The organism is Polynucleobacter sp. MWH-P3-07-1, assembly GCF_018687555.1.
GTDB lineage: Bacteria > Pseudomonadota > Gammaproteobacteria > Burkholderiales > Burkholderiaceae > Polynucleobacter.
Window position 1 is genome coordinate 400,674 of record NZ_CP061296.1, and the last position, 22,277, is coordinate 422,950.

The following is a 22,277-nucleotide window of genomic DNA, read 5'->3' on the forward strand; positions in this document are numbered from 1 at the left end:
ATTTCCTTTCTAATTGGGTAAAAGCAGGGGCGGTTGATCAGTCCTTAACCCCTGTCAAATAATGAACAATGACTTATGCCATCTCTTTGAAGTAGGCTTGATTGGCTGCTTCAGTGATCGCTGCTTGCGCTGCGAGTTCTGCCTGGGCTTTGACATGCTCCTCGACCTTATTGAGCAATTCTTGTGCGATCTTGCGAATTGCTTGCTCAATCATGGCGCCAGAAGAGCCTGGAACTACGCTTAATACCTGCGTTTGACCGCTGGCTAACATCTTGCCAATTAAGAGCGTGTATTCGGCAGAGTCAGCTGGATGCGCCAAGGCAGTTTTTGGTACCAAACACAACGGGTGTTGCAACTGGTTAACCAGTAATTGCTTAACCTCGGCAACCTTATTATCCAGCTGACTACGTTTTTTAATGGTCTCATCGGTAATGCCCTTAGTACTGGCAACTTCCTCAATGCCACCAACCTTGGTTACCCATTCAGCGAAATTACCCACTGAAATAGCTTCTTTAGCTGCTACCCGTAATGCCCGGGAATAAGCACTAGCTCTGCGACGCTCAGCATTAAACACGTACTTGACGAGTAAGGTTAGCACTGGAGTGCTGGTTTGTACCTTAATGCCACGTCCTTCTAGGTTGGCTTTAATGCCTTCTAAAACAACTTTTTCAGCAGAGCTGCCTTTAATCTCGTAATACATGCCTAGGCAGTCTGAGAGAAGGGCGTAAAGCGCCTTATTGGATTTATCGTAAAAGTCCCGTTGCCAAACTTGACGACGATTTGCTAATGCATCGAGTTTTACCAACGTTGCGCTAGCGATTTCATGCTTTTGATTTGCTGTGATTCTCATGGTGATGCTCCTTCATTTTTAAAAAATTATCAACACGGTTTTGGCGAGATTGCCGGTGATGCGGTTGTGTTGATAGAAGCAGTCTAATTTTTTTCGTATTTTTCGCGCAAATTTTGCTGTTGTTTTATTTCCTTGACACAAAAATACAAAAAATCAAAGCCCCATGAACAGGGGCTTGTAGGGCGATTTTATTTTTAAGAAAAAATCACCAAAAAAACTCTGTTTGAAAATTTTATGAAAAATAAAAATGTAATTGCGTGATTATTTTTCTTAAATTAATTCAACGGCGTTTCTCTTTTGCTCATCATTTACATCGATATATCTTTGCGTTACGGCAATCGATCGATGACCTGCCAAAGAGGCTAAGATTCGCACGCCAATGCCTTTATTAGCCAAAGTGGTAATGAAAAATTTTCTTCCTGAATGACTACTGCCTCCGCTAATACCGACATTCTTGTATAGCTGATGAAACCATACGCATAAGCCATTGGGACTAAAGCGTAAGCGATGATCGGTATGAAAAAAGGGGATATCAGCGCCTTTGGCATGTCTTGTTGTGAGGTAGTTGGCTAATTCCACCTGTAAGCGCTGAGAAACAAATACAGTTCTGGGGTATTTGCCTTTAGTCTGCGCTGCACTGAGGCGAATTTCATTCTTAATCGATCCATCGGGGTTCACTACATCACCCATGGTTAAGGAGGCAATTTCGGCGACGCGAAGGCCTCCGAGAAAGCTAGTGAGGATGATTGCTCTGTCGCGTAGAGCATACTTTTTGGTGCCGACGTAATTAAGAACTTGATCAAGTTCAGCTTGGGATAAGGTTTTTGCTTGTGCCATTTGGTTTTCCTGTCATAAATAAAATGTGCGTTTTAAGTATGTTTCCTTAAGGAAAAAAGGTCGACCTCAACTTGTTTGCGAAGTGTCACGTAACAGGACAAATTGACAGTACAAATAGCTTCCAAGAATCAATGACTTACAAGTTCGGGTTAAGAAAATGCTACTTTTCTTAACCCTTTTTTCTTATAAGTATTTAGCAAAGATCCCCAAGATCTGTCGTCTTTAGACGACGACCTTAGCTGCTGCTTCAAATCACTGGATAGCGTACTTTTGTAGGTTCTCAAGTGCTTGCTTATGTCCGCCGACAAATACCCCGTTTGTAGACGGTTTTTGAGGGGAATTTAGCTCGGATTGTGTTGTGGCTATCAGTGCTGGGGTGGGTTTACCGGGAATTCTAGCGATACAGCTTCTAACGGGTAGCTCCCAGTATTCATCGATTCCGCGCTCAGAATCTTTAATTTCAATATAAATTCTGCTGTAGTTCATGTCTAGCGCAGCATACCCCTCAACAGCACTCTTAACGCCATTCTCATAGCGATAGATCCAGCTCATTAATACTCCGTCTTCATTTGCTGGGATATTGCTTAGTCGAGCTGCCATTTCAATGTGTATTGGGCTTTTAGGAAAGTGAAACCAAGTTTCAACTTCCTCAAAATCAACTAAATACTTGGCATAAGGACTTGGGATCTCCAATGTGCCGTTGTAGATGGCTTTGCGATATTGACCTTTGCCGAAGGTTGTTCCGTACATTTTGTTTTCCCATAAGCGGGCTGTGATTTCTTTCATTTTTAATCTCCTTTAATGTTGAAAGGAGTCGCGGTGTTGCTTTGAGATGCAAGGAGTAGCAGAGACAAAAGATAGTTGCTGTTGCGTGAGTTGCTGTTCAGAGCTACTCATTTGTCCCAAATACAGCAACTAACTGCATCTCTTACAGCAACTGCAACTTGTTTCTTATTCGCATCTCAATGCAACTCATTACGCGACTCGTAAATATTTAGCCTTTGTTAATAAAAACCATATTTTTTATGTCCAAAATGAGCCGATTTTTCTAATTAGGCAAAAAGAGGTCGACCAAAGCGCTATATCGAAAACACACTTAATGAGCCCATTAACTACATAGGAGAATTCAAATGAGCCAATTAAGTCACTTAAAGCTAGTGGCCGTTAAAAAACCCCGCAATATGCCAGCCATTGTTATTAGGAGAAATAAGCTGGGATCAAAACTCTGGGAGCAGATCCAACTCGCTAAAAGTCAGCTAGAGGGCACCCCATTTGTAGTCATGAAGTACAAAAGCGTGAAAGATAGTGAAACTGGACTGCGCAAGCAAATAGAGGTGCCTAAGCGTATAAAACCATGGTGGTTTCAAAGTGATGAAGGAAAAGTCTGCGTTTCCGTTAAATATGGAAGCTGGACACTAGAGCTAGCCAAAGGCAAACCCAGTGTGGAAGTGGCTAGTGGTGAGGCATTAATTAAAGCCCTTGAATCTATTAAAGCAGCAGTAGAGGCGGGGGAGTTAGATGAGCAGATTGAGACTGCAAGTGCTAGTTTGAGGGGTAGTTTTAGGCGTTAGGTATTGGCTATTTCTTTTTATGTGAACTAAGCTTTCTTTTAGATTCTAGAGAGATTACGCGAGACTTCAAGTTCTCTTTTACTGAATCGCCGGTCCTTAGCGCCAAAGCTAAAGTCCAGTGAAATGCCTTTATTGCTTGATCTACCTCTTTTTTGGTAATTGCTAGATCCTCAATCTTTTTGGGATGAGTAATTCTATTTCTTACTTCGATATTTGCAATTAGCGCATCCCACCCTTTGTTATTAAAACTTTTTTCATGAAGGGACTTGGTGTCTTTATCTACAATTTTCACAATAAGCTTGATACTTGTCTTTAAAGGGATAAGCATAGTTTTTTTCTGGACAACTCCGTTTTCGTTTACCGAGTATGTCTCCTCTTTTAGGGCGGCAACCTCTAAATCAGAATAGAGTTCCGGAAAACTTGTGGCTTGGTTTAATGCAATATTTTTTAGGTGAAAGATGATTCCCTCAATAGCAGCACCAATAGTTCTAATTGTTGATCGTCTTAAATGCTGTTCATCGGCTTTTCTCAAATAACTTAAGCTTGAGGTAACGTCTTTAATCAATACTTCAAAAGCGTGAATGTCTTTTGTATCAGATGCTTTGCTTTGCATGCTTGTTCCCTTAGAGTCGCATGGAAGAATGATATTTGCTAAATATCTATATGAAAAGATATAAGGCAACAGTTAATGCAGCAGGAATGTGGGTTGAAACCATTCTGTATGCCCAAAATCAAGCTCAGGCTTATAAGTTGTTTCAAGCCATCTTTGGATCAAGCAATGTGCCACACCAGCCATTGCAGATTGGATAACTATGAGATTCGACGAAATCACCCCGCAAAAGCCGCTAAGCCCAGAGCAAGCTAGACTTAAATCCATGAAAGACCGTGTAAAGCGAGATCAGCAAGCGGTTAAGGCTGAGCGTGCTAGGCAGAAGATTAAGGCTGGGCAGGCGGAACTTACAAAGATTGACGAGATACTAGACTCAAATTAAGTTGGCTTGCGCATCATCAGATTTTTTAATACGTTTTTTCTTTAATGTTGTGGACGGTAATAGACTCGTCAATTCTTCATATTTTTTAAACAAAAATGCCACTCTGCTTGCATCATCATCTGCGCCTTTATAGCCATAAGCCTTATCTACAGCTTTATCTAATTCTCTGTGCGCCTTAATCAGTTCAACTGGCATAACAATTGTCTTATATGCATCGCCAACATTTGTTCCTGCTAGGCCGTTTCTTATATCTAAAATATTCTGCGAGCAACGCTCAATTTCTGACTTATCTTCATCGTTTAAATCAGTAACCCAAATAAAATTGTTATAAACAATATTGGATGAATATCTATATCTACTTTCTAATCTGCCGGCAATGGCCCTCATCCAGCTGTTATGCATAGAGCTATTTAATACGCCAAAGTGATAAAGACTTGCATTCGGCAAGGCATAAGCAGAGTCCGCACAAATGACATCCTTGGAAACATATGCAATTGGTAAGAATTTCCGATTCTCAGAGGAGTGTCGTGGGATTAGTAAATAGTCAGCATTAGGCTGTCTAATATCGCCAAATAAAGAGGGAACATCTTTTTTGGAGTTAATCGAGGCGGTAGCACTTTCTTGCCTATATTTTCTTACTCTTTCCACCTTATCTTTAATGATCGGCAAGCTCAAAATTTCAGAAGGCGTGGCGTCCTTGAGCCAAATACAATATCTCCAATCATTGGTAAGCATTTCTTTTGCGCCACCATACTTCTTAATAAACTTCGATGCATTCGGCTCTCTTCTTATGATTTCGTTTTTTTCATCTTCTGAGAGTAAAAAATTACCATCATCATAAGGAATACTTCCGCGAACCAATTCTGGCAAGCCGGGACATAGAGCTGATGATCGTTTTTCAATTAATAGATTTTCAGCATCAACCAAATACGCATTAATTTGTTTTGCTTTTATTTCAGTTGGCTCAGTCTCCACCCCGTCTTTGTAGTCATAGACAATGCAGTAAGGCCAATCTTGCTTGCCAAAGCCAACAATTACGCATTGGACTACGGCTGATGCTCTTGCTTCGTTGGTCCATTTAAATGTGCGATGTGCAAATTTAATTTTTATATGGTTTGCAAGTAAAGGTTTCCATAAAATTGGAGGCTGCTCACCCTGTACTATAGAATTGGTGGACACAAATGCAACAACTACATTGGTGTTTTTGGTTATGTATTTTGATGCTATCAAATACCAAGCACATACATAGTCAAGTTTTCCGTAGTTATCAACACTATCGAACAACAACTTCATATCGGCTTGCTGCTCTTTGCTCTTTAGGGCAGCACCAATAAACGGCGGATTGCCAAATATATAACTGCAGTCTTCTGCTTTAACTACATCTTCCCAATCTTTACGCAACGCATTATCACAATGTATATGCGGCGTTGTCACCAGAGGAACTGTTGCACGCGTTTTGCCAAACTTATTAGCCGCTTCTAAGTTAAGTTGATGGTCAGTTATGTATAACGCTACACGTGCAATGTGTGTTGCTGCTTCGTCAATCTCGATTCCGTAGAACTGTCCAATATTTACGCGGCATAACGTCGCAATATCTAATAAACCACCCTGTGCTTGACCCTTAAAAAACAATTCGTTGATAACATCGTTTTCTATCCTACGTATTTCTCGATAAGCTATTACTAAAAAGTTACCACATCCGCAGGCTGGGTCAAAAAACTTTAATGTGGGTAGCTTGTCATATAAGGTAGTTAGCTTAGTTTTATTGCCCTTAGCCTTATTGAATTCTTCGTGCAACTCATCTAAAAATAATGGTTGGATAACTTTGAGAATATTACGTTCACTTGTATAGTGGGCGCCCAATTCTCTACGGCTTTCTTTTCGATGTGCTGTATCACTTGCACCTTCTTCCAGTACAGCCTGAAACATAGCCCCAAAAATAGCCGGGCTAATACCGCTCCAGTCAATTTGTACGCACTTAAGTAGGATTGAGCGTAAGTCAAAATCAAAGTAGGGCGTTTGTATATTTTCAGCAAATAAGCTGCCGTTGACGTATTCAAATGCTTGTAATGCTTCATCTAAATTAGTTTGTCGCTTATCTTTTGGTGTATTTAGAACTTGAAATAACAAGCCAATTGAACTGCCTAAGTCGCTACCATCTTCCTTAGTGGCTTCCACTAAGCGTCTAAATATGCCGTCTTCGCCAAATATTCCCGTGTCATCTGCAAATAAACAAAACAAGAGACGAGTTAAAAAACTTTCTAAATCTTTACCCTTATAGTTAGCCTTAAGCAAGGCATCGTGTAACTTGGCAATCTGTTCTGCGGCTTTGCGATTAACCGGCAATTCTTCACTTACAGCATGAACACGCTTATCAACTAAAAACATAAACCAATCTGCACGTTTATGTAATTCATCTAGCTTGCAAGTTAGAGGTTCTTTAGCGTTATTCTGTAAGTCATAAAGTTGGAAGTTTTGAAAGTCGCAAGTAATTATGTATTGAGGCTTTTCAAATTCATTAGCAATTGCGTGAAAATATGCCTGTGCTTGTACGTATGCATCATCTAAGTTTCTGCCTAAACTCTTTTGTTCTACCAACAAGACCCCGGGTATAAAGCTATCTATATAGCCACGTGCACCGCCAACTTTTAATACACGAGCCTCAAACATGCTTGCTGAACTTTTGCTAAGTCCAAAGCACGTATAGAAATCACGCCAAAATTGCTGTGCATGTTGCTTTTCATCGCTATCTGTAGCATGTTCTTTTGCAAATAGCTGTAAGCGTCTGCGTATTTCGTTAATGGTGATATCTGGCATAGATTTAATTGCTTAGGACTGGGTGTATCAATAATACCCATGTGCTATAAGCCATTGCAATTTTTGGCTTTTGGTGCAAGTGAATGCGAAGGTTTAGGCTATTGAGTATGGTTTGGGGATTGAAGTTGAATTGAAAGTGTCGCGTTTCGCGACACTTGAATACCAGATGTGCGTAAGCAGCTGCTCACCGTGAAACCATTGACTATTAAGGTTCTAAAATTTACGCACCAAAATCACTCTAAATTTAAGCAAAAATACTTATAAATTTTTACTAGAAATGCCTGCAAAAAGCCATGCAAAACACTAAAATCGGGGGTAACGCATCCAAGTATCACTAGATATAGTGTTTTTGGGTTTGGAGGGGCAAGAAAAAAGCGGTATTAGCTCGAACTAACACCGCTTCCTGTGATTAAGCGTACTTAACAGGTATGCGTAGTCTATACCAAAATGATTTGGCGAAAAGGGTCTTGTGATTAATAACCCTTTTTTGGAGTCCATTATGGCCACTAAGAAGACTGTAACTACGGTGAATAAAAGCGCTGTAGATGGAAGGTTCGTGAGTGCTAAAACCGCTAAGAGTAATCCATCTACTACTTTTAAACAAACTGTAGTCAAGCAAACTAAACCTAAGAAGTAATGGGTTGGCAGCCAGAGCAATCTGGCTGTTTTCCCTCAATCAGACCTACATGCATTTACTTTATTGTGATGAGACAAACTATCAAAAAGTTCCTAATGACTTTTTCCTTTATGGCGGAGTAGTCATAAAGGCGGAAAATGCTCTTGCTTTATCAAATGAAATTATCGATATAAGAAAACGATTTGATGTGCCCGATGATTATGTTTTGAAATTTAATCCCGGTCCTAAAGATCTTGAGCATAAGCAATTTATCGAGCTTAAGAAAAATATTATTGCCGCAGCAGTAAAGTATGAGTGCAAACTGCTCGTGAACTTGATTCTTCATGACATAACAACCTCTTCCGAGGATGCCAGAAGAAATAGCGTAGATACTCTATGCCATCACTTCAACGAATATCTTGAGCATCCAGACGGATTCGGATTGGTGATGATTGATAGATTTCAAGATAAGTTAATAGAGGGGGAATTAATCAATAAGTTATCAAGCGGAATTTCAAAGCGATTACCAAATGGGGTTGCTTTCAAAGTGAATCGAATATTGGGCTACCACTTCACCGCCATTGGCCAGTCGCACTTTTGTAGCGTAGTAGATGTTGTTATAGGATCTTTGCGATTTGCTATTAACTCATTTACTCAGCAGGATGATCGGTATGATGTTTCCGCTAAGGCCATTTTTGGCCAGATATCACCATTATTTTTTCGTCACATAACTAATAAAGTTCAACCAAGTAGCCTCTGGTTCAGCCCCGCATTTGTGAAGCATGACCCATATAGGGCTAGATATGCTGAATTAGTGGAGTATTTGATTGACCAGGGGATAGAGCCACAGCAGAAATTTAGGGCTACCTCGTTTGGCTAATGAAGAGACGTTTACGGTCAATCAGTCTGAACCAGCGTCTGCCATCCCCACTCGAAACTTCCAATAGATCATCTATTGTTACCAGCAGTCATCCACATTTGACCAACCCAGAAAGACAAAACCCCCACTATTGCTAGTGAGGGTTTCTTGATACTGGTGGGTCGGGCGAGATTCGAACTCGCGACCAACGGATTAAAAGTCCGCTGCTCTACCGACTGAGCTACCGACCCGGTAAAACGGAAATTATAGCAAGACTTGTGACTTCGTCCTGAGCTCTTGCTGCTCCTGCCTCGTATAGCCCGATGCTTAGGAGTTCACCCGTCTGGCTACTGGCGGATTCTTCGAGAAATACTCTTTAATTCCCTTCAAAATGGCCTCAGCAATTCGGTCCTGATAGGCGTCATCATTGAGTCTGGCTTCCTCTTGGGGATTGCTGATAAAGGCAGTCTCAACCAGGATCGAGGGGATATCTGGGGCCTTGAGAACGGCAAAGCTGGCCTGCTCTACTTTGCCTTTGTGTAAGGCGGCAAAACCACCAATTTGCCTTAAAACCGAGTTGCCGACCTGAAGTGAGTCATTAATTTGCGCCGTGGTCGACATATCCAGTAAGAGATTGGCCACTTGCCGGTCTTGGGTTTTGATATTGATGCCACCAATCAGATCCGAAGCATTCTCTTTATTGGCCATCCATCTGGCAGTCGTGCTCGAAGCCCCCATTTGGGAGAGTGCAAAGACGGAAGCACCCTTGGCATCTCTTTCAATAAAAGCATCTGCATGGATTGAAACAAATAAATCCGCTTGGACTGCGCGGGCTTTTTGCACTCGGACATGTAGGGGTACAAAGTAATCACCGTCTCTGGTTAAAAAAGGGCGCATATAGTCTTCGCTTTCAATCTTTTGATTGAGGCGTTTGGCAATCGAAAGCACTACGTTCTTTTCTCTCGAGCCTGCTGCACCAATTGCACCAGGATCTTCGCCACCATGGCCGGCATCGATAGCAATCGTGATTAGACGTTTATATTTAGCGGCTGCCTTAGGGGTCTTCACATCCGGAATGGCCTGTGCAACTGGTGGACCTTTATCAGGCTTGCTAGCAAACTGGGCAATTTGGTCGATTTCTTCATTGGATTTAACTAGGGCCTGCTCTTTGCGAGCACTACTTTTGACTAACTCCATTAAAGGGTCGGGCGGGGTAGTTGGGTAGAGATCAAATACCATGCGGTATTGGTACTCACCAATTGGGTCAAGGGTAAAGAGCTGCGGCTTAATTGGCTCTTTGAGATCAAAGACTAAGCGCACCACATTGGGTTGATATTGCCCAACCCGAATTTGTGAAACATAAGGATCATTGGGCTTGACCTTGGCAACGATGTCTTTGAGGGTGGAATTGAGTTCCAGGTTTTGGACATCCACTACCAATCGATCTGGGTTAGTTAATACTTGCTGCGTAATGGGTAGCGGAGTATCTGACTCGAGTGTTATGCGGGTGTAGTCTTCAGAGGGCCACATCCTTACACCCAGAATCTTGGCGCCCCAAGCGATCTCAATTTCTCCTAAGAGGAGGACAAAGCCTAGAAGCTTGGCCGAAGTCTTGAGATGCTGTCTTCTTGAGAGATTGGCAGGGCTAGAGTGCTTCATGTGGATGCTAGATTTGGTCGAGTAATTGCTTGCCAGCAGTACTTTTGGCACTCAGGCTAATGACTCTCTCAGCCTCGGTGTCACCGGCGGTCAATGTCATTACGAGATCAAATGACGGTAAAGTATTCTCAGCCTTCTCGGGCCACTCAATTAAACACAATCCTGGTGTATCAAAGTACTCGGCAAAGCCTGCCTCTTGCCACTCGAGCGGAGAGCGCATGCGATAGAGATCAAAGTGATAGATGGTGACGGGGTTTTGATCAATCTGGATTGGATAAGGTTCACAGAGGGTATAGGTGGGACTCTTCACCTTCCCCGTATGTCCTAGCCCTTGAATGAGATAGCGTGCAAAAGTGGTCTTGCCAGCCCCTAGATCACCCTCTAGAGCGAGATTGAGGTGAGCGCTTGGATTGGCTGTCCAGATCTTAGCGATGGCTTTGCCTAGACCCTGACCGAGGGTCGCAGTCTCGCTTTCTTGCCTACAATGCTTTATCTGGGTTTGGCTCTGTGTCATGGTATTTGCCTAGTTTATTCAATTATTGCGCTACATTCTGAATTCATGAGTTCAACTTCATCTACCCCCTCTGCCTTGGATAGCACTCAGCTATCGTCCCTACGCCAATGGCTTGATGGCGAGGCTAAGGCTATTGGTTTTGATGATGTCCGTGTGACCGATACCCATTTGGGGGATGCTACTGAGAAGTTACGAGAGTGGCTCGCTGCAGGGCGCCATGGCCACATGGAGTATATGCAACGGCATGCTGCGCTGCGTTCGGATCCCCAACTGCTCTTGCCTGGGACAACCCGTGTGATTTGTGTGCGCATGAATTATGTGCCACCCGAAGTGAATTTTGATCATGAGTGGCAGCGTCTTGCTCAGTCAGATCAAGCAGTGGTCTCTATCTATGCACGAGGTCGTGACTATCACAAGATCTTGCGCCAACGCTTACAAGAGTTTGCAAAGGCCATTGAGGCCAAGATTGGTTCTTTTGGGTATCGCGTTTTTACTGATTCTGCGCCACTCATGGAAGTCGAGTTAGCTCGCAAAGCAGGATTAGGTTGGCGCGGTAAACATACTTTATTGCTCAACCGAGAAGCGGGCTCAACTTTTTTCTTGGGCGAGATCTTGGTTGATATTCCGCTACCGCTGGATGAAGCAATCGAAGAGCATTGTGGTAGCTGTAGTGCATGTATTGATATCTGTCCGACACAAGCGATTACAGCGCCGTATGCCCTGGATGCAAGACGGTGCATCTCTTATTTGACGATTGAGAACCCCGACGTTATACCGATAGAGTTTCGTAAGGCGATGGGTAATCGCGTCTATGGCTGCGATGACTGCCAACTGATCTGCCCTTGGAATAAATTTGCCCAACGCAGTGCCTTGCCTGATTTTGCTGCGCGCCACGGCTTGGGTAGCGCCTCATTGCTGGAGTTGTGGTCATGGACAGAAGCACAGTTTGAGCAACGCCACGAGGGTAGTGCGATTCGGCGCATTGGCTATACAAAGTGGCGTCGCAATTTAGCAGTTGCCCTTGGTAATGCATTGAGCTCGGGTATATCTGAAGATGAAAAAGAGAATATTCGGGAAGCGTTAATAGAGGCTTTGGATACTGCAGCTCATACTTCCCCGTTGGTGATAGAGCATATCGAATGGGCTCTCGCACAATCTGCAAGCGCTTGTTAAGTCCTCTTACAATAGTCCGATGTCTTCATTAACCCAACACCAGCACTCCGACTCTGCCGACAATGGGCGCGATGGACCAAGTCAGAATCGCTATGTCAATCGTCAGGATGCGTTTTGGTCAGGCATCAAACATGCTGCGGGCGCTCCAGCCATTGTTTTGTTTGCTGGCATGGTGGGTTTTGGAGCCATGGGTAAAACCAATGGCTTTGATGTATGGTTCCCCGCGTTGACTAGCTTGTTGATGTTTGCTTTGCCTGGGCAAGTTGTTCTCATGGAAATGGTGATGACAGGATCCTCCGTCATTGCAATTGCTTTAGCGGTGACCTTAACTTCTACACGCTTCATCACGATGACGGTGACGCTCTTTCCTCAATTGCATGAAAAAGATCGCAATCGTAATTTATACGCATCAGTCCATATGCTTGCAATGACAGTATGGTCCATGACCATGCGCGAGTTTCCTTCGATAGAACGCAAGCATCGACTCAATTATTTCTTGGGATTTGGTTTGGTCTGCTGGTTGATGAGTATTCCGGGAACGATCTTAGGTTACTACCTCGCTGCATGGGTTCCTGCCGCAATCACTCTGGGTCTGATTTTTATTAATCCTCTATTTTTTCTCTTGACTTTCACGGATGTGAAGCCTTGGGTGAATCGGATTGCGATTGCCCTGGGCTGCATACTAGGGCCGATCTTTTATTTTGTTGATCGTGATTCCAGTTTGTTGGCTGCCGGAATTATTGCTGGAACCTTGGCCTATTACATTGATCGTAAGATGATTCGTAAACGTCCAGGAGTCATCGGATGATGCCCAACGTTATTCATGGTTGGCAGCTGGCCCTTGCCTTAGGCGGAGCCTGTTTAGGGACCTACTTCTGTCGCGCAATTGGCGTGCTTTTATCAGGACATATCAACCAAGATACCGAATTTTTCCGCTGGCTTGCCGCAGTGACCTATGCAATGGTAGCGGCCTTGACCATTCGGCTAATTTTGCTGCCCGTCGGAATGCTCCAGAATGTATCGTTGTGGATGCGTATCCTCATATGCATTATTAGCCTCGGGGTCATGGTTTCTAGGCCCCAGCGCCGTTTATCGGCCGCACTGCTGGTAGGAACGGGCCTGATGGTCTTATACGGCGCAACCCACTAGCCCTTATAATTACAGCAATATTTGTTATTAATGACATATCAATAGAACTTGAAAGAAGAACGATGTTAGCTACCAAACCTTATTTGACACAGGCCGACGCACAGAAGATTCTGGATGCAGCAAATCAGTACGCAGCAGAAAATAATTTCGCGGTCACCATTGCGGTTTGTGATGACGGTGGCCACCTATTAGGCTTGATTCGTCGTGATGGCTGCGCGCACATCTCCTCCTACATTGCTCAAGAGAAAGCGCGTACTGCAGCAATGGGCAAACGTGAAACTCGCGTTTACGAAGAGATTATTAATAATGGCCGTACTGCTTTTGCATCGGTTCCCCACAGCATGGGAATGTTAGAAGGCGGAGTCAATATCGAGGTAAATGGTTTTACCATCGGCGCAGTCGGCGTTTCCGGCGTTAAATCGGCCGATGATGCTGCTACTGCAAAAGCAGGCATTGCTGCCATCCTTTAAGTTACCTTGACTAATACCCCTACCGAAATTTCTACTGAAACGACTCCTCAAGCAACAATCACCTTTGCTGATTTTGGCTTAGACCCGCTCATTCAAAAAGCGGTATCTGAACAGGGCTATACCAGCCCAACTCCCATTCAAGCGCAAGCGATCCCCCATGTTTTATTGGGGCAGGATCTGATGGGCGCTGCCCAGACCGGTACTGGCAAAACTGCTGCATTCGTATTGCCTATTATTCAGCGCATTTTGCGTCATGCAAGCAGTAGCGCTTCACCGGCTAGGCATCCCATTCGAGCTTTAGTTTTGACGCCGACTCGCGAGTTAGCAGTGCAGGTTGCAGAGAATGCAGCGAACTATTCTCGTCATACCGATTTACGTTCAGCCGTAGTCTATGGTGGTGTGGATATGAAAGAGCAAGTCGCCACTTTGCGTGGGGGTATTGAGATTTTGATTGCCACGCCTGGTCGTCTCTTGGATCACATTGGCTCTAAAGTGGCCAACCTCTCTCAAGTAGAACTCTTAGTGTTGGATGAAGCGGATCGGATGCTGGATATGGGTTTCTTACCCGATCTACAGCGCATCATCAATTTGATTCCAGCGCAGCGTCAAACTTTATTATTCTCAGCTACTTTCTCGCCAGAGATTAAAAAACTGGCACAGAGTTATTTGCGCAATCCCGTGACGGTTGAAGTTGCGAGACAAAATGCTGCTGCCGATACCGTGCGCCAAGTGATTCATATGGTGCGATCGGGGGATAAAGAAAAAGCGATTGTGAAGATTTTGGCGTCGCGGACAGAACAAGGTTTATCCCGTCAGTGCATTATCTTTACCAATAGCCGGATGGGTTGTGGCAGATTGGCACGGGCTCTAGAGCGTGATGGCATCAAAGCCGGTGCGATTCATGGTGATAAGAGCCAAGGCGAAAGAACTTTAACTCTGGATGCCTTTAAGTCTGGTGCAATTGAAGCCTTGGTTGCAACCGACGTGGCAGCACGTGGCTTAGATATTCCAGCGATGCCGTGTGTGATTAATCACGAATTACCATTCAATGCCGAAGACTTTATTCACCGGATTGGCCGCACTGGACGTGCGGGTAGCACTGGTGATGCGATTGCCTTAGTTGACGAGAGTGAAAAACGCTTGCTCGACGATATCGAGAAGTTAATGAAGCGCAAGTTAGAGATTGTTCCATTGCCTAATATCGATATTCCTGGCGGTCAGGAATCTGACTATGAGCCTAGACATCGGTCGCCTCGATCGACTCGTGAGACTTCTCAGAGATCGTATTCAACACCGAAACCATCGCCAGCTGCTGCTGATCCTTTCTTTTCTATGCCTTATGAATCTTCGAAGACAGTCAATCAAGCAGAAAATACGGATCCTCAGCCAGAAGTCAAAAAAGTGGGCATTGTTCCAGCCAAAGCTCCAGTAGGCGCCTTGCTCGGCGGCTTTAAGAAGAAGTAAATCAGCAGTACCGGTCTTTCCAATTAGCCGTAGCTGCTACTAAGAACGCATGAATGCTGTGAAATCTCTCTTTAGTCACTGCTTGTAAACCCAAATGATTGGCCGCTTGCTCCAGCGCTTTGAGGGCATGAGTAGGGGTACTGGTATCAATGGCACTGGCGAGAGTTTGTTTACTCAGCTTTTCACCAAATTCATCCAGCACCAGGGGTAAATGTAAATATTTTGGGGTCGGGTAGCCCAACGCTTTTTGTAAATAGATTTGCCTTACCGTATTACTGAGCAAATCTGCTCCACGCACCACGTGCGTAATGCCTTGTTCTGCGTCATCAACTACCACAGCCAATTGATAAGTAAATAAGCCATCACTTCTTCGTAAGACAAAGTCGCCTACTTCCTGATTGAGATGCTGGGTCTGATGGCCTAAGGCACGATCCTCAAATGCAATAGTGCAGTGTTCTGGAAGTGCAATTCTCCAAGCAGCGAGGGTATTTTCCTGTTTTAGTCCAAGTTGCGATCGACAGCTTCCTGGGTAGATCAATTCTTGATGGCGCTCGGTCTGAACACCTAGGGCCTTTAAGGCAGCAGTAATCGTTTGGCGGGAACAGTTGCAGGGGTAGAGCTGACCCTCGTTAATGAGCTGAGTGAAGGCCTTTTGATAGGCTTCTTGCCGCTCGGATTGCCATACCGGCTCCTCATCCCATTGCAGGCCACAGGCTAGCAGTTGACCCTGAATTTGCTGGGCTGCCCCAGGAATGCTGCGGGGGGTATCGACATCCTCAATCCGAAGTAGCCACTGACCCTGATGAGCCCGTGCGTCCAGCCAGCTGCCAAGTGCTGCTGCTAGGGAGCCAGCATGCAGAGGACCAGTCGGGGAAGGCGCAAATCGCCCACGATAGGCTCTGGCTGGGGAAGGAGGATTTTGAAGTTTGGACACAGCTAAAATCATCTCATGGCTTCACCACGTTATGTTCATCTTCGTCTCCACTCCGAGTTTTCAATTACGGACGGAATCGTGCGAATTGATGATGCGATTGCCGCAGCTGCCAAAGATGAGATGGGCGCCCTAGCTATCACGGACCTGAGCAATTTATTCGGTTTAGTGCGTTTTTATTCTGGGGCTCGCTCTCAAGGACTTAAGCCGATTGCCGGCGCTGACGTCTGGATTAGCAATCCTCAAGATCCTGATCAACCCCATCGTCTGTTGCTCTTGGTGCAAAACCAATCGGGCTATCGGAATTTATGTCAGTTACTGAGCCGCGCCTCATTGGACAATCAATCACGTGGACGAGCAGAAGTGCATCCTCAGTGGTTTACTGAGCCTGCTGCCAAAGAGGAGGACCGTAAAGCGAAGAAGACCCTTGCTGATGGTCTGATTGCGTTGTCAGGTGCTCGTATCGGTGATGTGGGTACAGCTCTCCTGGGAGGTCAAGCTGATCAAGCGAGAGAACTAGCAAAGCGTTGGAGCAAGATATTCCCTGGTAGTTATTTCATTGAAGTACAGCGTGGTGGTCACCCACAAGACGAGCAACACCTTCAACTCGCTTGCCATTTAGCAAGCGAGTTGGACCTGCCGGTTGTGGCAACCCATCCAGTGCAATTCATGCAAAGAAGTGATTTCACGGCGCATGAGGCGCGAGTATGTATTGCTGAAGGTGAGTTACTCGGTAACCCTCGTCGGCAAAAGAAATTCAATGAGGAGCAGTATTTCCTCAGTCAAGCAGAAATGGAACAGCGCTTTGCGGATTTGCCGGTTGCTTTGGCAAACTCAGTGGAAATTGCGAAGCGTTGCAATCTCTCGCTGACTTTAGGCCAACCGCGTTTACCGAATTTCCCGACACCGCCTGGCATTACGCTTGACGACTATTTACTGCAGCAGTCCGAGATCGGTTTGAAGCGCCACATGGAGCGTAATTTTCCCGATCCAGAAGAGCGCGCTAAGGAAGAGGGTCGTTATCACGATCGCCTCGTCTTTGAAGTCAAGACAATCTCGCAAATGGGTTTCCCTGGCTACTTCCTGATCGTTGCTGACTTTATTAACTGGGCCAAGAACAACGGCGTGCCTGTAGGCCCTGGGCGTGGATCTGGTGCAGGCTCGCTCGTTGCATACTCCTTGGGTATTACGGATCTCGATCCCTTGCGTTACAACTTGCTCTTTGAGCGCTTCCTCAATCCTGAGCGTGTCTCGATGCCCGACTTTGATATTGACTTCTGTCAGCACGGTCGTGACCGTGTAATCCAGTACGTAAAAGACAAGTACGGCAAAGACGCGGTCAGTCAAATTGCCACCTTCGGCACCATGGCGGCTCGAGCCGCGATCCGCGATGTGGGTCGGGTACTTGAGCAAGGCTATAACTTCGTTGACGGCATTGCCAAACTGGTGCCGAATAAGCCGGGTCAATACATGACGATTGATATGGCTAAAAAAGAAGAGAAGCAATTAGCTGAGCGTGAGAAGAATGAAGATGAAGTCCGTCAGCTGCTCTCTCTAGCTGAACAATTAGAGGGCATGACCCGTAACGTGGGTATGCATGCGGGTGGTGTATTGATTGCGCCTGGAAAGTTAACGGATTTTTGCCCCCTCTATACCCAAGAGACAAAAGAGCAAGACAGCAGTTCAGTCATCAGCCAGTTTGATAAAGATGATGTGGAAGCGATTGGTCTAGTGAAGTTTGACTTCCTAGGCTTAACGACACTAACCATTCTGGCAGCAGCCGAGCGCTGGATTAAAACCCTCCATGCGGATCGCAAGGACTGGAGTATTGGTGATATGGCGCTCGATGATCCTGCGGCATTTGAGGCTCTCAAAAAAGCCAATACCGTCGCCGTCTTTCAGTTAGAAAGTCGCGGCATGCAAGGCATGCTCCGTGAAGCCAAGCCGGACCGCTTTGAGGACATCATCGCTTTGGTCGCTTTATATCGTCCAGGCCCAATGGATCTCATTCCAGACTTTATTGAGCGCAAGCATGGCCGACAGAAAGTAGAGTATCCCGATCCCCGTATCGAACCGGTTCTTAAAGAAACCTACGGCATCATGGTCTATCAAGAGCAGGTGATGCAGATGGCGCAGACGATTGGAGGCTACTCACTCGGTGGTGCTGATTTATTGCGTCGCGCGATGGGCAAGAAAAAGCCGGAAGAGATGGCACAGCATCGCAAGATCTTTAGTGAGGGCGCCAAAGCCGGCGGTATCTCTGAAGGCAAGGCCAATGAAATCTATGACCTGATGGAGCGTTTTGCAGGTTACGGTTTTAATAAATCCCACGCTGCTGCCTATGCTTTGCTGGCCTACCAAACCGCTTGGTTAAAAGCCCATTACCCCGCAGAATTTATGGCAGCCAACTTATCGCTCGCCATGGATGACACCGATAAGGTCAAGATTTTGTATGACGATTGCTTAGCCAATCACATCAGGGTGTTTTCTCCAGATATCAATACTGGTGTATATGAGTTCACCCCCTTGAGAAGTCCCGATGCTGCACCGGATGCGCCACTTAGTCACATTCGTTATGGTTTAGGGGCTGTGCGCGGAACGGGTGAGGCGGCAATTGAATCGATTGTCAAAGTACGCGAAGCGGGTGGACCCTTCAGAGATATTTTTGATTTCTGTATGCGAGTCGATCGGCGTCAAGTCAATCGTCGCGCAATTGAAGCCCTAATCAAGGCTGGGGCCTTTGATAGTTTGTATCGAGATCAGCTCCAAACGGGCGGCAATTTATTTGATATCCGCTCTACCTTGCTAGCCTCGCTTGCGCGCGCGATTGAAGCTGCAGAGCAAGCAGAGGCCTCCGTCAATCAGGTCAGCTTATTTAAAGTTGCTGGCGAGGAGGATCGCCATCTTCCAGAGTTGGTTCGTGAACCCATCTGGTCTGAGAAGAAACGCCTCTCCGAAGAAAAAACGGCACTCGGACTTTGCTTAACAGGGCATATGTTTGATGCCTATCGTGAAGAAGCGAGCCATTTTATTCGTCAGCCCTTGGCCAAAGTGACTGAAGGTAAAGATCAATTAATTGCCGGGATCATTACTTCCGCTCGCATGCTCACTGGTCAGCGTGGTCGCATGATGATTGCGACGATCGATGATGGTAGTGCGGCCATTGAGGTGACGCTCTATAGCGAAGTTTATGAGCCCAATCGATCGTGGCTCAAAGAGGATGAGCTGCTGGTTGCTAAGGTGAATGTCACGCCAGATAAGTTTTCAGGTGGTATGCGCGTTGTTGCCGAAGCTGTTATGGATATCACGGGTGCCAGAATGCGCTTTGCTCGCAATGTGCATGTCTGCATTGATTCGGCGATTGATGTGAAGATGCTGCGAAGTCAAATCGGACCTTATTTAATGGCCAATCGGACCCGTGAACCTAAATTTGGCGCTCCTCCTACGACAAGCGCTAATGATGGAGTGAAGGGTTTAATTCTGACGGCGGCGGTCACTACAGCAGGGGGTGCTTGCTTAATTCAGTTTCCAGAAGACTTGCGAGTCTACCCAGATGACGCCTGCTTACATAGCCTGCATCAAGTACTCGCTTCCAAGCAAGCCAATCCCGTACAAGTTCAGTACCACTAAATTTATTGAGGGTTTACTGAAGGCTTTGCTCGATAGCCGCAATCACCTGAGAAGGCTCTAGTAAATCTAAGCATTCACTCAGGCTATTGGGATGATCATCGCAGCCTGCTTTGCGACACGGTACGCATTCTCCAGGACCTTGCAAAATCGTTACATAGTCACTGGTTTGAGTACGGGCGCGAAGTACATAGGGCGCAGTACCGACAAAGCCATTCGGCCATGGTCCAAAATTGGTCGGTGGAGTAGGGCCGAAAAGGGCAATAGTCTTGGTATTACAAGCTGCTGCCAAATGGGTGATCGAAGTATCGACTCCAACATACAGCAGTGCGCCTTTCATTAATCTTGCTGCTTGTGGGATGGAAAGCTGGCCTGCAGTATTAATCACTTTTTGCCGCGTGCCCTCATCTAACAAAGAGAGAATGTCTTGATTGAGCTGCAGATCCTGTTGTGCAGGAGAGGCGCTCAGAACAACTTGCCAACCTTGGGAGGTCAACCAAGTCATTAAAGTCTGCCAATACGATAGTGGCCAGCGTTTGTACGCTGTCAAGGGACCGGGATGCACTACAACATAAGGGGATTGCAGTTGACTGGCAATCACTGGGGTAAGTGCTTCCTCTTTAGGAGGAGTCACCGAAATCGGTTTGCTAAATAGATCTTCGGGATTTTTGTAGAAAGGCTCCAGCAAGCGGAGCTTTTCTACAATGACATGTTGCTGAAAGTAATCTACATTCACCGTGTGCATGCAGATGGCTTTCTTCCACGCATTTTGACGCTCAGCCTTGCGGTCTGTATTGTCCATGCCAGTCTGACCTTGGGGATGCCCGCCCAGAACGCCGACTCTTCTGAACGCAGCCAATAATCCATACAGATAGGCGCGATCACTGGGCTGGGTGACGATTGCCAAATCGTATCGCTGAAACAAACGATTGAAGAGAGATAGATATTCAGGAAGGCGAGGGCGATCTGAGGTTTCAATGATCTCGGCAATATCAGGATTGCCTTTGAGCATATCGAGCTTGCCCCGGTAGCCCAGAAAATGAAACTCTGCCTCAGGCCATAATTCACGGGCTTTGGAGATGAGTGGTGTAGTCACTAGTACATCACCAATTTGTCGTGTGGCAATGAACAAAACCTTCTTGGGTTTAAAGGACGAAAAGTGGGTCATGGTGCTTCTGATTGAGCTTTTGCGAGGATCTTTTCACGCACACGGCGGGCGTTCTCAGCGGCATTGGATTGATCATGAATGTGGTGAAAGAGATGAAACACCTCAGTCGCCCATGCGCCGGATTTCCGAATGATGCCGTTTTGTTGTAGACGGAATATAAAGTCCGCATCTTCATGGCCCCAACCTGTCATGCTTTCATCAAAACCATGGATTGCTAGCGCATCCGTCTTCCAGCAGGCCATATTGCAACCCTTGATGCGTCGCCAAACAAATTTTTTGTAATGACGCCAGCTACCATCACCCAGTTTGATCTTGATGGGTAGGTATTTATTGATCCCCCCGCTCAGGCGATAACTCAGGAGGCTGGCGAAGAAGCGACTTGCATCCCAGTGGAGCCATAACAAAAGTGATTTAGTGAGAGCCTCATTGAGAATGACGCGACTGCCGGTCACCAGATGTCCTGGCTGTGCAAGCTCACGGTGTTTGGCAACAAAGTCGGCTTGCACGATGCAGTCACCGTCTAAAAAAACCAGATAGTCTCCTTTAGCAGCTGCAATCGCTTGATTAAGGATGCGCGTCTTACGAAAGCCAATATCTTCTTGCCAGAGATGGGTAATCGGTACTGAAAAAGCAGTGCTTATAGAATCAATCAGCGCCTTGGTCTCCTGCTTTGAGCCATCATCGGCAATGATGACCTCAAAATCCTGGTCTGTTTGTTGATTCAGGGATTCTAGGCAGAGCTTCAAGGCTTGCGGCCAGTTATAGGTCGCCAGTAACACGGAGATCATTCTTTAGTACCCTGATGATCAGAATGTCGACTGAGCTTATTGAGTTGCCACAGCTTGATGTAACGATAGTAGGTGCCTTGCCCATTGGAAATGGCTAAAGCCAATCCTTGTGGACCATCTAAGAAGCCTGCTCGCAGAATATAGGTGCGCAAGAAGGACCAAGCGCCATGCAAAACCGCTTTCAGAGGACTGCTGGTTTTGCCTTCAGCAAATGCTTGTTCCGCAGAGGCAGTGGAGTAGCGATCAATCTTTTGCAGAACTTGGGAGTAGTTCATAAAGCTATAGTGCAGCATCGGATTTTTCAGGCGGGCTACTTGACCATTTGGGATCAGGCGCTCATGCACCAAATCATCTGAGAAACGGGCGCTACCTCGCTTGAATAAGCGATCAACATAATCTGGACTCCAGCCAGAGTGGCGAATAAATCTCCCGCAGTACCAAGACAGCCTGGGAATGGCAAAACAGTCGACCTGCGCTGAGTGATTGATGGCGGTCACGATCTCGGATCTGAGGGCTGGAGTCAGTCTTTCGTCAGCATCGAGGGACAGCACCCATTCAGAGGTAGCAAGGTCCAAAGCGCGATTCTTTTGGGGGCCAAAACCAGGCCAATCGGCGGGCTCGGCAATGATGGCACCATAGTTTCGGGCGATTTCTAGGGTGCGGTCTTGGCTAGCGGTATCAACCACAACAATCTCACGGGCAATGCCTTCCAGGGAGGCTAAACAATCCCCAAGATTGGCCTCTTCATTGCGGGTTATGACTATGACAGATAAGGTGGGCATAATTCATTAT

At 45.9% G+C, this 22,277-nt stretch carries 22 protein-coding genes and 1 tRNA gene; 11 read left to right on the forward strand and 12 right to left on the reverse strand.

Annotated elements, in window-relative coordinates; translation table 11 throughout:
* Positions 1-73: 73 nt before the first annotated feature.
* The 3 genes from ICU98_RS02200 to ICU98_RS02210 form a co-directional block, all read right to left on the reverse strand.
* Positions 74-850 carry a hypothetical protein gene (locus ICU98_RS02200; protein ID WP_215352529.1) on the reverse strand — a complete coding sequence of 259 codons (777 nt, stop codon included), beginning with the start codon at positions 848-850 and terminating at the stop codon, positions 74-76.
* 270 nt (positions 851-1,120) lie between these two features.
* Complete coding sequence (locus ICU98_RS02205; RefSeq protein ID WP_215352531.1) at positions 1,121-1,687, reverse strand: site-specific integrase; 567 nt, start codon at positions 1,685-1,687, stop codon at positions 1,121-1,123.
* A gap of 252 nt (positions 1,688-1,939) precedes the next feature.
* Positions 1,940-2,473 carry a hypothetical protein gene (locus tag ICU98_RS02210; RefSeq protein ID WP_215352533.1) on the reverse strand — a complete coding sequence of 178 codons (534 nt, stop codon included), beginning with the start codon at positions 2,471-2,473 and terminating at the stop codon, positions 1,940-1,942.
* Positions 2,474-2,817: 344 nt separating this feature from the next.
* Between ICU98_RS02210 and ICU98_RS02215 the strand changes: the two genes are divergently transcribed.
* Entirely contained in the window at positions 2,818-3,258 is a 441-nt protein-coding gene (locus ICU98_RS02215; RefSeq protein ID WP_215352534.1) for a DUF6641 family protein, read from the forward strand.
* 7 nt (positions 3,259-3,265) lie between these two features.
* Here ICU98_RS02215 and ICU98_RS02220 read toward each other — a convergent pair whose 3' ends face one another.
* Entirely contained in the window at positions 3,266-3,871 is a 606-nt protein-coding gene (locus ICU98_RS02220; RefSeq protein ID WP_215352535.1) for a hypothetical protein, read from the reverse strand.
* A 50-nt stretch (positions 3,872-3,921) separates the two neighbouring features.
* On the opposite strand from ICU98_RS02220, the gene ICU98_RS02225 reads away from it, so the two are divergent.
* Positions 3,922-4,068, forward strand: a complete 147-nt coding sequence (locus ICU98_RS02225; protein WP_215302268.1) for a hypothetical protein — start codon at positions 3,922-3,924, stop codon at positions 4,066-4,068.
* A gap of 2 nt (positions 4,069-4,070) precedes the next feature.
* Positions 4,071-4,250 (forward strand): hypothetical protein, encoded by a 180-nt coding sequence (locus ICU98_RS02230; RefSeq protein WP_215352536.1) that lies wholly within the window; start codon positions 4,071-4,073, stop codon positions 4,248-4,250.
* Here the strand turns inward: ICU98_RS02230 and ICU98_RS02235 are convergent.
* Positions 4,242-7,067 (reverse strand): DNA methyltransferase, encoded by a 2,826-nt coding sequence (locus ICU98_RS02235; RefSeq protein WP_215352537.1) that lies wholly within the window; start codon positions 7,065-7,067, stop codon positions 4,242-4,244. The genes ICU98_RS02230 and ICU98_RS02235 overlap by 9 nt on opposite strands.
* Positions 7,068-7,566: 499 nt before the next feature.
* On the opposite strand from ICU98_RS02235, the gene ICU98_RS02240 reads away from it, so the two are divergent.
* The gene (locus ICU98_RS02240) at positions 7,567-7,704 is read left to right on the forward strand and encodes a hypothetical protein (protein WP_156471309.1); all 138 of its coding nucleotides are present in this window, start codon (positions 7,567-7,569) and stop codon (positions 7,702-7,704) included.
* A 4-nt stretch (positions 7,705-7,708) separates the two neighbouring features.
* Positions 7,709-8,563: a DUF3800 domain-containing protein gene (locus tag ICU98_RS02245; RefSeq protein WP_251365370.1), complete on the forward strand. Its 855-nt coding sequence runs from the start codon at positions 7,709-7,711 to the stop codon at positions 8,561-8,563.
* 154 nt (positions 8,564-8,717) lie between these two features.
* Here ICU98_RS02245 and ICU98_RS02250 read toward each other — a convergent pair.
* The 3 genes from ICU98_RS02250 to tsaE all read right to left on the reverse strand — a co-directional run bounded on the left by ICU98_RS02250 (position 8,718) and on the right by tsaE (position 10,715).
* Positions 8,718-8,793: transfer RNA gene (locus tag ICU98_RS02250), tRNA-Lys, on the reverse strand.
* A 76-nt stretch (positions 8,794-8,869) separates the two neighbouring features.
* Positions 8,870-10,201, reverse strand: a complete 1,332-nt coding sequence (locus ICU98_RS02255) for an N-acetylmuramoyl-L-alanine amidase (RefSeq protein WP_215352539.1) — start codon at positions 10,199-10,201, stop codon at positions 8,870-8,872.
* 7 nt (positions 10,202-10,208) lie between these two features.
* The gene (gene tsaE / locus ICU98_RS02260) at positions 10,209-10,715 is read right to left on the reverse strand and encodes a tRNA (adenosine(37)-N6)-threonylcarbamoyltransferase complex ATPase subunit type 1 TsaE (protein ID WP_215352541.1); all 507 of its coding nucleotides are present in this window, start codon (positions 10,713-10,715) and stop codon (positions 10,209-10,211) included.
* A 45-nt stretch (positions 10,716-10,760) separates the two neighbouring features.
* Between tsaE and queG the strand changes: the two genes are divergently transcribed.
* From queG to ICU98_RS02285, 5 genes are all read left to right on the forward strand, one after another.
* Positions 10,761-11,888: a tRNA epoxyqueuosine(34) reductase QueG gene (gene queG, locus ICU98_RS02265; protein ID WP_215352543.1), complete on the forward strand. Its 1,128-nt coding sequence runs from the start codon at positions 10,761-10,763 to the stop codon at positions 11,886-11,888.
* A 19-nt stretch (positions 11,889-11,907) separates the two neighbouring features.
* The gene (locus tag ICU98_RS02270; RefSeq protein ID WP_215352544.1) at positions 11,908-12,696 is read left to right on the forward strand and encodes an AzlC family ABC transporter permease; all 789 of its coding nucleotides are present in this window, start codon (positions 11,908-11,910) and stop codon (positions 12,694-12,696) included.
* Positions 12,693-13,037, forward strand: a complete 345-nt coding sequence (locus ICU98_RS02275) for an AzlD domain-containing protein (RefSeq protein WP_215352545.1) — start codon at positions 12,693-12,695, stop codon at positions 13,035-13,037. The genes ICU98_RS02270 and ICU98_RS02275 overlap by 4 nt, the downstream gene beginning before the upstream one ends.
* A gap of 62 nt (positions 13,038-13,099) precedes the next feature.
* Entirely contained in the window at positions 13,100-13,507 is a 408-nt protein-coding gene (locus ICU98_RS02280) for a heme-binding protein (protein WP_215352546.1), read from the forward strand.
* A gap of 6 nt (positions 13,508-13,513) precedes the next feature.
* Positions 13,514-14,971: a DEAD/DEAH box helicase gene (locus tag ICU98_RS02285; protein ID WP_371818432.1), complete on the forward strand. Its 1,458-nt coding sequence runs from the start codon at positions 13,514-13,516 to the stop codon at positions 14,969-14,971.
* A gap of 1 nt (position 14,972) precedes the next feature.
* On the opposite strand, the gene gluQRS is transcribed toward ICU98_RS02285, so the two are convergent.
* Entirely contained in the window at positions 14,973-15,917 is a 945-nt protein-coding gene (gene gluQRS, locus ICU98_RS02290) for a tRNA glutamyl-Q(34) synthetase GluQRS (RefSeq protein ID WP_215352547.1), read from the reverse strand.
* Between the two features lie 3 nt (positions 15,918-15,920).
* Between gluQRS and dnaE the strand changes: the two genes are divergently transcribed.
* The gene (gene dnaE, locus ICU98_RS02295; protein ID WP_215352548.1) at positions 15,921-19,532 is read left to right on the forward strand and encodes a DNA polymerase III subunit alpha; all 3,612 of its coding nucleotides are present in this window, start codon (positions 15,921-15,923) and stop codon (positions 19,530-19,532) included.
* Positions 19,533-19,545: 13 nt separating this feature from the next.
* On the opposite strand, the gene ICU98_RS02300 is transcribed toward dnaE, so the two are convergent.
* Genes ICU98_RS02300 through ICU98_RS02310 form a run of 3 tightly spaced genes read right to left on the reverse strand, consistent with a single transcriptional unit; the run spans position 19,546 to position 22,267 of the window.
* Positions 19,546-20,697: a glycosyltransferase family 9 protein gene (locus ICU98_RS02300; protein ID WP_215352551.1), complete on the reverse strand. Its 1,152-nt coding sequence runs from the start codon at positions 20,695-20,697 to the stop codon at positions 19,546-19,548.
* Complete coding sequence (locus tag ICU98_RS02305) at positions 20,694-21,485, reverse strand: glycosyltransferase family 2 protein (protein WP_215352555.1); 792 nt, start codon at positions 21,483-21,485, stop codon at positions 20,694-20,696. Before ICU98_RS02305 ends, ICU98_RS02300 begins: the two co-directional genes overlap by 4 nt.
* Positions 21,482-22,267, reverse strand: a complete 786-nt coding sequence (locus tag ICU98_RS02310; protein ID WP_215335253.1) for a glycosyltransferase family 2 protein — start codon at positions 22,265-22,267, stop codon at positions 21,482-21,484. Before ICU98_RS02310 ends, ICU98_RS02305 begins: the two co-directional genes overlap by 4 nt.
* Between the last annotated feature and the right edge of the window lie 10 nt (positions 22,268-22,277).